The following is a 14,995-nucleotide window of genomic DNA, read 5'->3' on the forward strand; positions in this document are numbered from 1 at the left end:
TCGTTTTTTATATCGCCGGAATATCCACTCCAACATATAGAAAAAAGTCGCGCGGATTAACGGAGTTTCATTTTTTTGCGCGGTTTCTTTTGGGCCAGTGGTTTTTCTGTGCCCAAAGCATCCTGCGGGATCACAGATGCACTACTCATTAAGGCGCTTGCCGCTTTTTGTTCCAGTTTACTTTGATTGTGCTGTGCAATCTGAAGCTTGACCTTGCGGAAACGGTCTGCCGTTTCTTTGATGTAGGCATCGGAAACAAAATGCTTTACAGAATCTTTATCCAATGCGATACGGTTGTCCATGGTTTTCATGATATCTGTGATCTTTAAAGATTTGTTGATCACCGGGTCACTTAAATCGTATATCATGTTTGTGGAAAACTTCAGTACCATCGGATGAAGAAAATCAGCCGGATTCTCTGCAAGCACAAGGGCTTTTTCGCCATCGGAAAGATCTACACATGCACCGGTAGGAAGAATATGGATACATTCTGCTAAAGCGGAAAGTACGAGCGGATTGTAGGTGGCTTTATCCTTTTTCAGACGTCCCATGGCAGCAATTTCTGAAATTGGCGGTTTGTTAATGTTCATTGCGGTCAGATGGTCAAATTCGTCCGCTACTGCTAAAATATCGACGAGAAGACGGATATTGTCTGCCGGTTCTTTGACTTTTAAAGTACGGCTGTTTTTAAAAATGATCTGCTGGATAATATCAAGCGTATGTACCGGGAATTTATAATCACCACGGTCCGGGCGGAGTGTTTCATAACCGCGCTCTAAGTTGAGCTGGATAAAATCCTTATCTGCTGTTGTAAGGTCATCCCCTTTGTCTAACACTGTCTGTGGTACATACAGATAACCAAAATCGTAGAGAAGCGCAGCTGTGATAAGGGCTGTCTGTTCTGCAGCAGGCAGATGCATCTGATTTGTGATCATCGCACAGAGAATGCCGACACTGATGGAATGTTTGTAAACAAAATCTGCAGAACTTCGCAGGTTTTGTGCAAAATTTAATTTGTGATCAAGACTGCCGTAATGTGTCTGGATGTCTCTGACGAGATCGCTCAGCGAAACAGGTGCCTGATTGGCCTGCAGACGATCCATATTTTCTTTTAATTTAAAAACATATATAGTCTGGAACTGTTCGAATTCAAGATCCTCTCTGGAAAGAGGCGGTACCGGCTCTGCCGGCTCAAGAATAAAAATACCGATCAGACCAAAGTTTTCGATACTGTTAATACCCTGCATGGTTAAAAGTGTGTCTCTTTCATAAAGAAGAACACCCATCTTATTGTAGATTGGTTTTGCAAGTCTCATGCCGGGTTTTAAATCTGCTGTTTTTACAAATTGCATAGGTAAATCCTCCCCCTGTGATGATTATCAGGCTCTTTTTATACCATATCCAGACATCAGATGCCTGAATATTCCCCCAATAATGGTATGTGAAAAAATTAATATTCATATTGTGCTTTACATGCTATAATACCATATTAATAGAAGAAATACAATGAACGAAAAATACAACAGTAGCAGAAAGCTTACTGTTCAGCCGAAAGGAACAGCATGAGACACAATTTTTTGAGAAGAATCCTGGGAGGAATACTGACCGGCTGCATACTTGTTACGGCAACTGTCCATGCAGGAACGACACAGAAAGATATTGATAAGGCAAAAGACCAGATCACAGACCTTAAAAAACAGAAAGAAGATGCGAAAGATCAGGTGGACAGCCTGACCAATGAAAAACAGGGATTGGAGAGCGACCTTAGCGGACTGAACGGACAGTTAAATACGATCACTTCTGATATGAACCAGTTAGAGCAGCAGGCAGCGCAGAAAGAAGACGAGATCAATACGGCGGCGGAAGATCTGAAACGTTCCGAGGAACGATCTGCAGAACAGTATGAAGATATGAAAGTGCGCATTCAGTATATTTATGAAAATGGCAATCAGTCTGTATGGGACATGCTTATTCATGTGTCCTCCATCGCAGAATTTTTAAATCAGGCGGAATATACAAGTGCAATCAATCAGTATGACAGAAATATGCTTACGGCATATCAGGAGCTCACGGAGCAGATCAAAAAACAGAAAAAGGAACTCGAGGAGCAGAAGGAAGAACTGACTGTATTACAGCAGGAAAAACAGAAAGAGCAGGAAAAAGTCAACAGCCTGATCGAGGATACGCAGAAGAAGATACAGGAATCCAGCGAGAAAATTGAAGATGCACAGTCCGATGTGGAATCGATCGATGCAAAGATCGAGAAAATGATCGAATACGAAAAGCAGCTTGAGATACAGAAGGCAAAAGAGGATGCTGCGCGCCTTGCAGCCATCAAAAAGCAGGAACAGGAAAACAGGTCGAATGTGACATACGCACCGGCACAGAGCGATGCGTATCTGTTAGCTGCCATCATCCAGTGTGAGGCATGGGGCGAGCCATATGATGGAAAACTTGCGGTGGGCAGCGTGATCATGAACCGTGTCAGAAGCTCCTATTTTCCGAATACGGTTTCCGGTGTGATTTATCAGGGAGGGCAGTTCTCTCCGGTTGCCAGCGGTCGTCTTGCATACCGTCTGGAGCAGGGAGTCGCTTCCGATTGTATGAGTGCGGCACAGGCGGTTCTGGGTGGAACGAGCACAACAAATTGTCTGTATTTTCGTGTGAATAACGGCATTATAGAAGGAACAGTTATAGGTAATCATGTGTTTTATTAAACAAAATGATAAAATGATAAAAATTTAACAAAAAACCCCGCAAAATGGAGCAAAAAGGAAGTAAAAAATTGTTTACAAAGATGAAAAATAAAGAAAGCTATTGCAATTAATTGTGAAATATGTTAGCATAAGAAAGTACAAGAAATGCAGAAAAATAGCTGATTACATAGCAAATAAGCTTTTTAAAATGAAAGAAAAAAAGATAAATTTCAACCGAAAGTTTGAATTTATTTTTTTAAAAAAGATTGTTAAAAAATTAACAGCATTTTTCGGCAACTTTAAAGAGAAAGAAACAAATTCTCTGCAAAAGCAGAGCTTTGTGTTAAATTGAAAGGAGAATTCAAAATGGCAAAGAAAGTAGTTTTAGCAGGTGCCTGCCGTACCGCAATCGGTAAAATGGGTGGAGCATTAAGCAATACTCCAGCAGCAGACTTAGGTGCAATCGTTATCAAAGAGGCTTTAAGAAGAGCAAACGTTAAACCGGAGATGGTTGACGAGGTAAAAATGGGTTGTGTAATCCAGGCAGCTCAGGGACAGAACGTTGCACGTCAGGCAGCAATCAAAGCAGGACTGCCAATCGAAGTTCCGGCAATCACAATCAACGTTGTTTGTGGTTCTGGTTTAAAATGTGTCAATGATGCAGCTACCATGATCATGGCAGGTGAAGCTGATATCGTTGTTGCAGGTGGTATGGAAAACATGTCTATGGCACCATATGCTATGACAAAAGCTCGTTTTGGATATCGTATGAACAATGCAACGATCATCGATACAATGGTAAATGATGCATTAACAGATGCATTCAACCACTATCATATGATGATCACTGCAGAGAACGTATGTGATAAATATGGCATTACAAGAGAAGAACTTGACGAGTTCTCAGCAAACAGCCAGCAGAAATGTGAAAAAGCAATCGCTGAAGGCAAATTTGATGATGAGATCGTTCCGGTTCCTGTTAAAGTGAAAAAAGAGATCGTTGATTTCGTGAAAGATGAGGGACCACGTGCCGGTACAACTGCTGAGTCTTTAGCAAAATTAAAATGCTGCTCTGGTAAAGAGGGCGGACTTGTTACAGCAGGTAACGCTTCCGGTATCAACGATGGTGCAGCAGCAATCGTTGTTATGAGCGAAGAGAAAGCAAAAGAACTTGGTGTTACACCAATGGCTACATGGGTAGCAGGTGCTCTTGGCGGAGTTGAGCCTGAAATCATGGGTGTTGGACCTGTTGCTTCTACAAGAAAAGTATTAGCAAAAACTGGTTTATCTATTGATGATATGGACTTAATCGAAGCAAACGAAGCATTCGCAGCTCAGTCTATCGCAGTAGCAAGAGATCTGAAATTCGATATGTCAAAAGTAAACGTAAACGGTGGTGCAATCGCATTAGGACACCCGGTAGGTGCTTCCGGATGCCGTATCCTTGTTACATTACTGCATGAGATGCAGAAGAGAGACGCTAAGAGAGGTCTTGCTACACTTTGCATCGGCGGTGGTATGGGATGCTCTACAATCGTTGAGAGATAATAGTTTTTTATAGTAATTCCCGGGGAATGACTTCCCGGGGATTGCATTTTTCAAACATACAGTTAACATAATTATTTTCAGGAGGTAACCGAAATGAAGGTTGGCGTTATTGGTGCAGGAACTATGGGACAGGGCATTGCAAAAGCATTTGCTCAGGTAGAAGGATATGAAGTAGCACTTTGCGATATCAAGCAGGAGTGGGCTGAAGGCGGAAAAGAGAAAATCAAAAAAGGTTATGCAAGATTAGTAGAAAAAGGAAAAATGACACAGGAAGCTGTTGATGGCATCCTTGCAAAAATCACTCCAGGTTTAAAAGAAGACCTTTGCAAAGACTGTGATCTGATCGTAGAGGCAGCTTTCGAGAACATGGAAGTAAAGAAAACTACTTTCAAAGAATTAGACGAGATCGCAAAACCAGATTGTATCTTCGCTTCTAACACATCCAGTCTTTCCATCACAGAGATCGGAAACGGATTAAACCGTCCAATGGTTGGTATGCATTTCTTCAATCCGGCAGACCGTATGAAACTGATCGAGGTTATCGCTGGTGTGAATACTCCGGATGAAACTGTTTCCGCTATTAAGAAAATTTCTGAAGAGATCGGAAAAACTCCGGTACAGGTTAATGAGGCTGCTGGTTTCGTTGTAAACCGTATCTTAATCCCAATGATCAACGAAGCTGCATTCATCAAAATGGAAGGTGTTTCCGATATCGCTGGTATCGATGCAGCTATGAAACTTGGTGCTAACCACCCAATGGGACCGTTAGAGTTAGGTGATTTCATCGGTCTTGATATCTGCCTTGCTATCATGGATGTACTTTACAAAGAGACAGGCGACAGCAAATATCGTGCATGCCCACTGATCCGTAAGATGGTTCGTGGTGGTAACCTTGGAGCAAAGAGCGGCAAGGGATTCTATGTATACAATGCTGATCGTACAAAGACTCCGGTCGATGCTCAGTAAAATAAATATTTATGGAGGAAAATTAGATCATGGATTTCACTTTAGACAAGAAACATGAAATGGCGCGTTCCTTATTCAAGGAATTTGCTGAAACAGAAGTAAAACCGCTTGCACAGGAAACAGATGAGACAGAAGCTTTCCCGGCAGAAACGGTTAAGAAAATGCAGAAATACGGATTCATGGGAATCCCGGTTCCGAAAGAATATGGTGGACAGGGTTGTGATCCTCTTACATACGTTATGTGCGTAGAAGAGTTATCTAAAGTTTGCGCAACCACAGGTGTTGTTGTATCTGCACATACATCTCTCTGCATCGATCCGATCATGACATATGGTACAGAAGAGCAGAAACAGAAATATGTAAAACCACTTGCAACAGGCGAGAAGTTAGGTGCATTCGCATTAACTGAGCCGGGTGCTGGTACTGATGCACAGGGTGCACAGACAAAAGCTGTTTTAGATGGTGACGAGTGGGTATTAAATGGATCAAAATGCTTCATTACCAATGGTAAAGTTGCAGATGTTTATATTGTAATCGCTATCACAAGCATCACAGAGGACAAGAGAGGCAGAAAGAAGAAAAACTTCTCTGCATTTATCGTAGATAAGGGAGCTCCTGGTTTCTCATTCGGAACAAAAGAGAAGAAGATGGGTATCCGTGGATCATCTACTTATGAGCTGATCTTCGAAGACTGCAGAATCCCGAAAGAGAATCTGTTAGGACCGGAAGGAAAAGGTTTCCCGATCGCAATGCACACACTTGATGGTGGACGTATCGGTATTGCTGCTCAGGCACTTGGTATCGCTGAGGGCGCATTAGACAGAGCTATCGCTTATACAAAAGAGAGAAAACAGTTTGGACGTTCAATCGCACAGCAGCAGAATACACAGTTCAAACTTGCTGATATGGCTGCAAGAATCGAAGCTGCACAGCTTTTAGTTTACAAAGCTGCAATGGCAAAAGCTACTCAGAAAGTATATTCTGTAGAAGCTGCAAAAGCGAAATTATTCGCAGCAGAGACTGCAATGGCTGTTACAACTGAGGTTGTTCAGTTATTCGGTGGATACGGATATATCAGAGAGTACGATGTAGAGCGTATGATGCGTGATGCTAAGATCACTGAGATCTACGAGGGTACAAGCGAAGTCCAGCGTATGGTAATCTCCGGTGCACTGTTAAAGTAATTTCGAATCAATCCGCGTAAAATTTAAACATATAAAACATAAGGAGTGAAAAATACATGAATATCGTAGTATGTATTAAACAGGTTCCTGATACAAAGGGCGGCGTTAAGTTCAACCCGGATGGAACGCTTGACAGAGCAGCAATGCTTGCTATCATGAACCCAGATGATAAAGCTGGTCTTGAAGCAGCACTTAGAATCAAAGATGAGACAGGAGCAAAAGTTACAGTTCTTACCATGGGACTTCCAAAGGCTGATGCAGTTCTTCGTGAAGCATTAGCAATGGGTGCTGATGAAGCAGTTCTTGTAACAGACCGCGTATTAGGTGGAGCTGATACATGGGCAACATCTACCACAATCGCTGGTGCACTTCGTAACTTAGACTATGACCTGATCATCACAGGACGTCAGGCTATCGATGGTGATACTGCACAGGTTGGTCCTCAGATCGCTGAGCATCTTGGACTTCCGGTTATCTCTTACGCAGCAGACATCAAAGTAGAGGGTGATTCTGTTGTTGTAAAACGTCAGTACGAAGACAGATATCATGAGTTAAAAGCAAAAATGCCTTGTCTGGTAACTGCTCTTTCTGAATTAAATGAGCCGCGTTACATGACACCGGGCGGAATCTTCGATGCATTTGACAAAGAAGTAACCGTTTGGGGCAGAGCAGACTTAAAGGATGTTGACGATTCTGATCTTGGTTTAAAGGGATCTCCTACTAAGATTGCAAAAGCATCTGATAAAGTTGCAAAGGGTGCTGGTGAGAAAGTAAACCTTGATCCGGCAGAATCCGTAGCATATTTGATCGGTAAATTCAAAGAGAAACACATTATCTAATAAAAAAAGGAAAAGTGGTGAATAACATGGCATTAGAAGAATATAAAGGAGTATTTGTCTTTGCACAGCAGGTAGATAACGTATTAGATGGCGTTGCATTTGAGTTACTTGGAAAAGGCAAAGACTTAGCAAAAGATTTAGGTACAGACGTAACTGCTGTATTAATTGGTTCTGGTGTAAAAGGATTAGCAGATCAGTTAGCTGAGTATGGTGCTGACAAAGTTATCGTAGTAGATGATCCTGAATTAAAAGACTACAGAACAGAGCCGTATGCTCATGCATTAGCATCTGTAATTAACGAGTTCAAACCTGAAATCATGTTAGTTGGTGCAACTGCTATCGGCCGTGACTTAGGACCTACTGTTTCTGCAAGAGTAAAAACAGGTCTGACAGCAGACTGTACATCTCTTGAGATCGGTGATTTCCCACTGGTTGCTGCACCTGGTAAAGAATCAGAGCAGAAACACAACCAGTTATTAATGACACGTCCTGCATTTGGTGGTAACACCATCGCAACAATTGCCTGCCCGGACAACCGTCCTCAGATGGCAACTGTACGTCCAGGTGTTATGCAGAAGATCGCTCCGATCAGCGGTGCAAAAGCAAACGTTGTAGAGTACAACCCGGGATTTACACCAAACAACAGATATGTTGAGATCTTAAACATCGTAAAAGCTGTTAAGAGCACAGCAAACATTATGGAAGCAAAGATCCTTGTTTCCGGTGGTCGTGGAGTTGGTTCCAAAGAGAACTTCAAACTTTTGGAAGATCTTGCAGAGGTACTTGGCGGTACTGTAAGCTGCTCCCGTGCAGTTGTAGAGAATGGCTGGTTACCAGTTGATTTACAGGTAGGTCAGACTGGTAAAACTGTTCGTCCTCAGATCTACTTTGCAATCGGTATTTCCGGAGCAATCCAGCACGTAGCTGGTATGGAAGATTCTGACCTGATCATCGCAATCAACAAAGATGAAGATGCTCCAATCTTCGACGTAGCTGATTACGGTCTGGTTGGTGATCTGAATAAGATCGTTCCTGCTTTAACAACAGCATTAAAAGCTGAGTTAGGCAAATAATACATAGGTGAATAACCTGTAAGATAGAAAGCCCGTCTTTCGTGTGCGGCTTCTGTGAGGAAGCTGACAGGAAGGACGGGCTTTTTGCTGGGAGCTGGAGAAAATTTGAGGCTTCTTGTTTGGAGTTGGAGGAAATTTGAGGCTCTTGGTCAGGAGTTGAGGGAAAATATACTTAGTTGTTTGTCAAAATCGTTATGGTACAGTTTTTCTGATCCTCAGATACGGAGTCGACCGTGATCGTATACCCGGTATCACAATGGTCAACTGTCCGTTGTTGTCATACCAGCCAAAGCCTGTGGCAGTGCCTCCGATCACGTCACCGTCCCGGTAAAAGCCATTTCCGTTATTGACCAGTCTAAGATCCGCCTGCCGTTATTGGTGGAATCGTAGACAGGACTGTAGTTATCAGCAGTCAGATAGGGGGTAACGTATTCGTCGTTTGCAAGGGTGGCATCGACGTGATAAATACGAAGTCCGCCGGAAGAAAACAGACCGTCATAATTACCATTCGGGGTGATATAGTCAAGGATCATGTATTCTGAAAAATAACTGGAAGCATCAGTGCGCGGTATGATCAGACAGCTTCCTTAATTTTTCGCCATCTAAATCCGGCAGGGTGGAAGCCCACCAGGATGCCGTACAGCCATACCAGAAATCAGCATTGCCTCTGCTTGGAACAGAAAGGCAGAGAGCGTCGATATAGCCATCGCCGTCAGAATCATAATTGGTATAGTCGATCGTATCATTTAAACCGGAAAGAACCTCACGCACCAGCGTTTCGTATCCATCGTTCGTTTTTTCGTAGGATGCGATCGTACCTTTCGCTGTGTAATGAAATACATTTCCGGTCATATGCAGTGATCCGTATGAAGCACGGTCAAAATAACTAGTCAGGCTCTCACAGGGATAAAATTCAGTATTGTCTGTGCCAAACAGATAGGAGGAAATTTCTTCATCGGACAGGCGTCTGTCTGTATCATGGTAAAAACTCTTTTCTTATAAATATATGGTTAGCTTTGCACGCAAAAAGCAGAAAGTCAATGGCATTTATTGATAATATAAGGAAACATTAAAAATATAAAAAAGTGGTACTGCAATTCTGAGAATGGCACAATTTTAGGATTAACGCAATCTAAGATTGCGGAAAATACTGCCAGATGTTATACTTAGTAACGTTGCAGAGATACAGGATGCCGGAAATTTATACTGATCCACAAATGGCTCGTCCTGTGTTTCGTATAAAATTACATAAAAACGAGAAAAGAGGAAGGGACTATGACCAAGAAAAAGTTCTCCACAAAGTTTCTTGTGGAAATGGCACTTTTAGTTGCCATCATTCTTATCATGGCTTTTACCCCACTCGGATACATTAAGACGGCAGGTATTGAGATTACACTGATCGTTGTTCCGGTGGCGGTAGGAGCTGTTACTTTAGGGCCTGCGGCTGGTGCAATTTTAGGAGGTGTATTTGGACTTGCCAGTTTTTTGCGCTGCTTCGGACTGAATGCATTTGGTGCGATGCTTCTTAGCATCAATCCGTTTCTGGCATTTTTGCTGTATGTACCGACCCGTATCCTGACGGGCTGGCTGACAGGACTGATTTATCAGGGAATCCGCAAAACAAAAATACCATCGAATGTATCAATCACAATCGCGAATCTGTGCTGTCCGCTTTTAAATACCACGTTTTTTATGAGCATGCTGGTATTTGGGTTTTACCAGACCGAGTACATCCAGTCGTTTGTTCAGACGCTTGGTGTCAGCAATCCGTTTTTGTTTGTGATAGCATTTGTCGGAATCAACGGACTGGTTGAGGCGGTGGTATGTTTTATCGTCGGAACCGCAATTTCCGCGGCTTTGAAGAAAGCATTGAAATATAGTTAATTGGATGGAATATGGTAAAAATTGGATGAAAATAAAAACATGACATTACGAAGTAAATATGGATGCGGGATTGCGGAATGAGCATGCAAGTGTTATACATTAATAATGTTGTAAAATTACATATTACAAGAAAAGAGGAAGAGACTATGACTCAGAAAAAGTTTTCCACAAAGTATCTTGTGGAGATGGCACTTTTAGTTGCTATCATTCTCATCATGGCTTTTACCCCGATCGGATATATCAGAACAGCTGGTCTTGAGATCACGCTGATCGTCGTTCCGGTAGCGGTAGGAGCTGTTACGTTAGGACCGGCGGCAGGCGCAATCTTAGGCGGCGTGTTCGGTGTTACAAGTTTCATCCAGTGCTTCGGCATGAGCCCATTTGGTGCTGCACTGCTTGGAATCAACGGATTTTTAACATTTTTAGTATGCGTACCTACCCGTATTTTAATGGGATGGCTGACAGGTCTGATCTATAAAGGACTTCGTAAAACAAAGCTGCCGTCAGGTGCATCTGTTACGATCAGCAACCTTTGTTGTCCGCTGCTGAACACCACATTTTTTATGGGAATGTTAGTGATTGGATTTTACAATACGGAATACATCCAGTCATTTGTATCAGCTCTTGGTGCAAAAAATGCATTGCTGTTCATTTTAGCATTTGTAGGTGTCAACGGACTGGTTGAGGCAATTGTCTGCTTTGTTGTGGGAACGGCGATTTCAGCAGCTCTCAAAAAGGCATTGAAATATAATTAAATTGAATGAAATATAATATAATTGAGGAATCCTCTTATATGCAGGTTGTTGTCTGTATGTGAGGGGATTTTTTTGCGGTAACATGGGAAATGGAGATCAAAATGAGAAAAAGTCTCAAAAGTGCAGATTGACATTTGCGTCTGGTGCATTGTAAGCTAAAATGATTAGAAAATACTAACCAAAGTTAGAGGGAAAATGAGCGAAGGTAAAGTAAAAAGAAAAATTATATTTCTGATTTTTGCAGCAGTCATGGTTGTGGCAGGTGGCTGTGGTACCGATGGGGGAGATACCGAGGCGAGCAGAGATCTCTTTGCAATGGACACATATATGACGGTAACTGCTTATGGCAAAGGAGCCACAGAGGCCGTGGATCAGGCGGCAGATGAGATCAGCCGGCTGGATCAATTGTTGTCTACGGGAAATGAGGACAGTGAGATATATAAAATCAATCAGAGCGGAGATGGAATACTCTCGGAGGAGACAGCATATCTGGTGGAACGCTCACTGGATCTGTATGAAGCTACAGATGGTGCATTTGATATTGCGATTTATCCGGTTATGAAAGTATGGGGATTTACAGATGACAATTTCAGGGTGCCGGACGCAGACGAACTTAAGGATCTGCTCACGCTGACAGATGCATCGGATATTTCTTATGATAAAGAGACATCGCAGATCGTTTTTAAAAAGGACGGAATGCAGATCGACTTTGGAGGAATCGCGAAAGGTTATACTTCTGCACGTATCATGGATATTTTTCGTGCCTGCGGGATCAAGAGCGGACTGGTCAATCTTGGTGGAAATGTGCAGGCACTTGGAACAAAGAAGGATGGAAGCAGCTGGCGCGTGGCAGTGCAGGACCCACAGGATACAGATCAGTATCTTGGGGTGCTTTCCATACAGGATAAGGCGGTGATCACTTCCGGCGGTTATGAACGTTATTTTGAGCAGGACGGCAGGACATATCATCATATCATAGATCCCAAAACCGGTTATCCGGTGGAGAACGGGTTAATTTCCGTTTCCATTGTCACAGCAGATGGAACGCTTGCGGACGGACTTTCTACATCCGTTTTTATTATGGGGAAAGAAGCCGCAACGGAATATTGGAGAAATCACAGTGATGAATTTGACATGATTCTGATGACGGATGACAGGGAAATCTATGTCACAGAGGGAATCGCAGACAGTTTTGAGTCGGAAATGGATACGAAGATCATTGAAAAAAAAGTATAAACGAATGATTTGGTATGGAGACAAGTATGAAAAATATTTCAGGAATTGTACCCGTCATTCTGGCAGCGGTGGTGGGAATTGGTGCAGTGGTTTCCCTGAGTGATTATACAGCACCGGTTTATGGTTCAGAGTCAGAAGATGAACTGACAGAGACGGAAACTATTATCGAAAGTGCCGGTATGGAGTCGGTAGAAGAGACGGAAGTTGAAAATACGGAAGCGGCTGCTGTTTTAGACGGTGCGTTTGATCTTGCAGACGGAACTTATGAAGGCAGTGCGAACGGATTTTCCGGTAAGATCAAAGTTTCAGTTGTGATAAAAAATCAGACGATCCGGTCGATCAACATTTTGAGTAATTCAGATGATGAAGCCTTTTTCAATCGTGCAAAAGAAGGTGTGACAGCGAGCATCCTTGCAAAACAGAGTACGGATGTGGATACGGTTTCCGGTGCAACATACAGTTCAAGAGGAATCATAAATGCAGTAAACGCAGGAGTATCAGTATGCTTATGCAGCGCTGAGCTTGACATGGGTGCATTTGATACCGTATCGAGAGCAACCACCAATCACGGACTGCACAGGGGAAGTTATCAGTGTACGTCAGAAATTACAAAAAAAGATGGTACAAAGCTCAAAGTGGCATATTATACAGGAGCAGCCACCGGTGTGCTGACGAACGGAGAGACTTTTTCCTATGATAAAAATGAGATTGAAAGCTATGTGGTAACAGGACTTAAATATGTTCCAGTCAAAGTAAAAACTGAAGATTATGAAGCTTTTAAAGCAGCATATACCGTAGTGGAAAATGGCAGTACTTTATCCGGTGGATTTTCGGAGGAAAATCTGAAAAACTATACGGATCTGGTTGCAGAAGTAACAGAAAACACCAATGGTCTAAAAACAGTTACCCAAAATGAGGACGGAAGTTTTTCGTTTGCTGCGAGAGTAAACAATGGAACGGATTCCGGAATCAAGGACGCTGCATTAAAAACAGCAGAGAATATTACAACAACGGTAAAAGAGGCAAACGGTTCTTACGGAGAATTTCTTCGTGTCGATCTGACTGGGGAGGGCTACGGTGCACTTGGTGCTGATATGCAGGCAGTAGAGTGGACTTATTATGGATCCGACAGTACTTATACCGATCCACTTCAATCTTATGGAACCAAGTTTGCATCAGATAACTGGATGCACAAAGCACAGGGAATCCAGCTTGGTCTTACAGATTCACTGCGTTGTAAACTGCCGGCGGGAACAGACGGAACCGGATACTGGACAATCACGGTATATGCACTTGGTTACAATGATTACACGGTAAAATTTAAGGTAACCGATGCAAATATTGTTAAGGATGAAGAGGAAACGGTGGATACGACGGCACTTGAAGCTGCAATTAAAAGTGCAGAGAACTTAACTGAGAGTGATTATACGGCAGCAAGCTGGTCTGATCTTTGCGTTGAATTGAAAGAGGCAAAAGATGAGCTTGCGGCTCCGCACACGCAGTCTACTGTAGATGAGGCAACAGAGCATCTGAATGCTGCAATCAAAGCACTGGTAAAGGCAGAGACAAAGGAAGAAACAAAAACAGATGTTACAAAACTTAACGCTGTAATCGAGAAAGCGGAGGCATTAAAGCAGAGTGATTACACAGCAGAGAGCTGGAAAAATTTACAGACTGCGCTCGATGCTGCAAAGAAACTTACAGATGCAACAGCAGAACAGACTGTAGTAGATCAGGCAGCAAGTGATCTGGAAACAGCGATTTTGGCGCTGGTAAAAGCTGATACGGAAAATACCGGAACTACAGACAAAAAGAAAAAACCGGCAGTTGGAACGGTGAAAACAGTTGGACAGATCAAGTATAAAGTAACCGGAAAAAATACAGTAACTGTAAATAAATATGCAAAGAAAAACATTACAAAGGCATCTATTCCTGCAACGGTTAAAATCAACGGATATACATTTAAGGTAACTGCAATTGCAGACAGCGCATTTTCCGGATGCAGTAAACTTACGAAAGTTACGGTTGGTTCTAATGTAAAGGCAATCGGAAATAAATCATTTTATAAATGTACAAAACTTACCACATTTACGGCATCTTCTACCGGATTAAACAAGATTGGAAAGGAAGCGTTTTCCGGTGATAAAAAACTTGCAAATATCACATTAAAGACAACAAAACTGAAAAAATCAGGTGTTGGAAAGGATGCATTCAAGAACATTAAGAAAAATGCAACCTTTAAAGTACCGGCAAAAAAAGTTTCTGATTATAAAGCTATTTTTAAGTCAAAGGGTGCTGGAAAAAATATTAAGATAAAGAAACTGTAGGGTGAAAAAATATTCTTTTGTTAAAAAACAGGGGGTGAAGAGACCTTATTGTAGAATGGAATGTGTAATTGAACCTTTGAGGAGGAAACAAAAACAATCACCCTCACACTTCCGGAGAGTGAGATACAGAACATGGCGGTAGGTTTTGGTTCTATGGATTATATTTTTGAAAATAAAAATATGAAACAGAAACGATATCGCAGGAAGCGTATGAAATGTGCAGAGCGGATCTGACAGAGCGTGCAGTAGAAGAGAAGGATATGCTTGTGCTGGCAAAGGAAGAGGAAAATATTGTTGTCAATAAACCTGCCCTGTCACAGATCCGGTCGATCTGTGAACTTGCAACACTAGAATGTTATTATCACAATGTGGAAAAGTCCGCGAAAACAAAAGGTACCGGATTGGCACATGTGGGAGAAAAAGAAAAAAATTCTGGATCGAATACACCGGAGTTGCTAAGACTGAAATCGACATGTCGGATGTAAAT

Annotated in this window: 14 protein-coding genes; 11 read left to right on the forward strand and 3 right to left on the reverse strand. The window is 42.3% G+C overall.

What is annotated here, in order from left to right:
- Positions 1–56 precede the first annotated feature (56 nt).
- Complete coding sequence (locus RIL182_RS03235) at positions 57–1,352, reverse strand: HD-GYP domain-containing protein (protein ID WP_006855174.1); 1,296 nt, start codon at positions 1,350–1,352, stop codon at positions 57–59.
- Between the two features lie 225 nt (positions 1,353–1,577).
- Here RIL182_RS03235 and RIL182_RS03240 point away from each other — a divergent pair, with 225 nt between their 5' ends.
- The 6 genes from RIL182_RS03240 (at position 1,578) to RIL182_RS03270 (ending at position 8,306) form a co-directional block, all read left to right on the forward strand.
- Entirely contained in the window at positions 1,578–2,717 is a 1,140-nt protein-coding gene (locus RIL182_RS03240; protein WP_242655433.1) for a cell wall hydrolase, read from the forward strand.
- Positions 2,718–3,062: 345 nt separating this feature from the next.
- Complete coding sequence (locus tag RIL182_RS03250; RefSeq protein WP_015560964.1) at positions 3,063–4,244, forward strand: acetyl-CoA C-acetyltransferase; 1,182 nt, start codon at positions 3,063–3,065, stop codon at positions 4,242–4,244.
- 93 nt (positions 4,245–4,337) lie between these two features.
- Positions 4,338–5,210 carry a 3-hydroxyacyl-CoA dehydrogenase family protein gene (locus RIL182_RS03255; RefSeq protein ID WP_015520873.1) on the forward strand — a complete coding sequence of 291 codons (873 nt, stop codon included), beginning with the start codon at positions 4,338–4,340 and terminating at the stop codon, positions 5,208–5,210.
- Between the two features lie 29 nt (positions 5,211–5,239).
- Positions 5,240–6,394, forward strand: coding sequence for an acyl-CoA dehydrogenase (locus RIL182_RS03260; protein WP_006855164.1), 1,155 nt, complete (start codon positions 5,240–5,242; stop codon positions 6,392–6,394).
- A gap of 56 nt (positions 6,395–6,450) precedes the next feature.
- Positions 6,451–7,233 carry an electron transfer flavoprotein subunit beta/FixA family protein gene (locus RIL182_RS03265; RefSeq protein ID WP_006855163.1) on the forward strand — a complete coding sequence of 261 codons (783 nt, stop codon included), beginning with the start codon at positions 6,451–6,453 and terminating at the stop codon, positions 7,231–7,233.
- 26 nt (positions 7,234–7,259) lie between these two features.
- A complete protein-coding gene (locus RIL182_RS03270) occupies positions 7,260–8,306 on the forward strand; it encodes an electron transfer flavoprotein subunit alpha/FixB family protein (protein WP_006855162.1) in 1,047 nt (348 codons plus the stop codon).
- Positions 8,307–8,617: 311 nt separating this feature from the next.
- Here the strand turns inward: RIL182_RS03270 and RIL182_RS03275 are convergent, their stop codons facing one another.
- A complete protein-coding gene (locus RIL182_RS03275) occupies positions 8,618–8,839 on the reverse strand; it encodes a hypothetical protein (protein ID WP_006855160.1) in 222 nt (73 codons plus the stop codon).
- A 25-nt stretch (positions 8,840–8,864) separates the two neighbouring features.
- Positions 8,865–9,158 carry a metallopeptidase domain-containing protein gene (locus RIL182_RS03280; protein ID WP_006855159.1) on the reverse strand — a complete coding sequence of 98 codons (294 nt, stop codon included), beginning with the start codon at positions 9,156–9,158 and terminating at the stop codon, positions 8,865–8,867.
- Between the two features lie 423 nt (positions 9,159–9,581).
- Here RIL182_RS03280 and RIL182_RS03285 point away from each other — a divergent pair, with 423 nt between their 5' ends.
- The 5 genes from RIL182_RS03285 (at position 9,582) to RIL182_RS03310 (ending at position 14,993) form a co-directional block, all read left to right on the forward strand.
- A complete protein-coding gene (locus tag RIL182_RS03285; RefSeq protein ID WP_006855158.1) occupies positions 9,582–10,190 on the forward strand; it encodes an ECF transporter S component in 609 nt (202 codons plus the stop codon).
- A 146-nt stretch (positions 10,191–10,336) separates the two neighbouring features.
- Positions 10,337–10,945, forward strand: a complete 609-nt coding sequence (locus tag RIL182_RS03290; protein WP_044998458.1) for an ECF transporter S component — start codon at positions 10,337–10,339, stop codon at positions 10,943–10,945.
- Positions 10,946–11,140: 195 nt separating this feature from the next.
- Complete coding sequence (locus tag RIL182_RS03295) at positions 11,141–12,181, forward strand: FAD:protein FMN transferase (RefSeq protein ID WP_006855156.1); 1,041 nt, start codon at positions 11,141–11,143, stop codon at positions 12,179–12,181.
- Between the two features lie 26 nt (positions 12,182–12,207).
- Positions 12,208–14,508, forward strand: coding sequence for a penicillin-binding Tp47 domain C-containing protein (locus RIL182_RS21120; protein ID WP_172606695.1), 2,301 nt, complete (start codon positions 12,208–12,210; stop codon positions 14,506–14,508).
- Positions 14,509–14,723: 215 nt separating this feature from the next.
- Positions 14,724–14,993: a DUF4230 domain-containing protein gene (locus tag RIL182_RS03310; RefSeq protein ID WP_006855152.1), complete on the forward strand. Its 270-nt coding sequence runs from the start codon at positions 14,724–14,726 to the stop codon at positions 14,991–14,993.
- The last annotated feature ends 2 nt before the right edge of the window (positions 14,994–14,995 follow it).

It is taken from the genome of Roseburia intestinalis L1-82 (assembly GCF_900537995.1).
Classification (GTDB): domain Bacteria; phylum Bacillota; class Clostridia; order Lachnospirales; family Lachnospiraceae; genus Roseburia; species Roseburia intestinalis.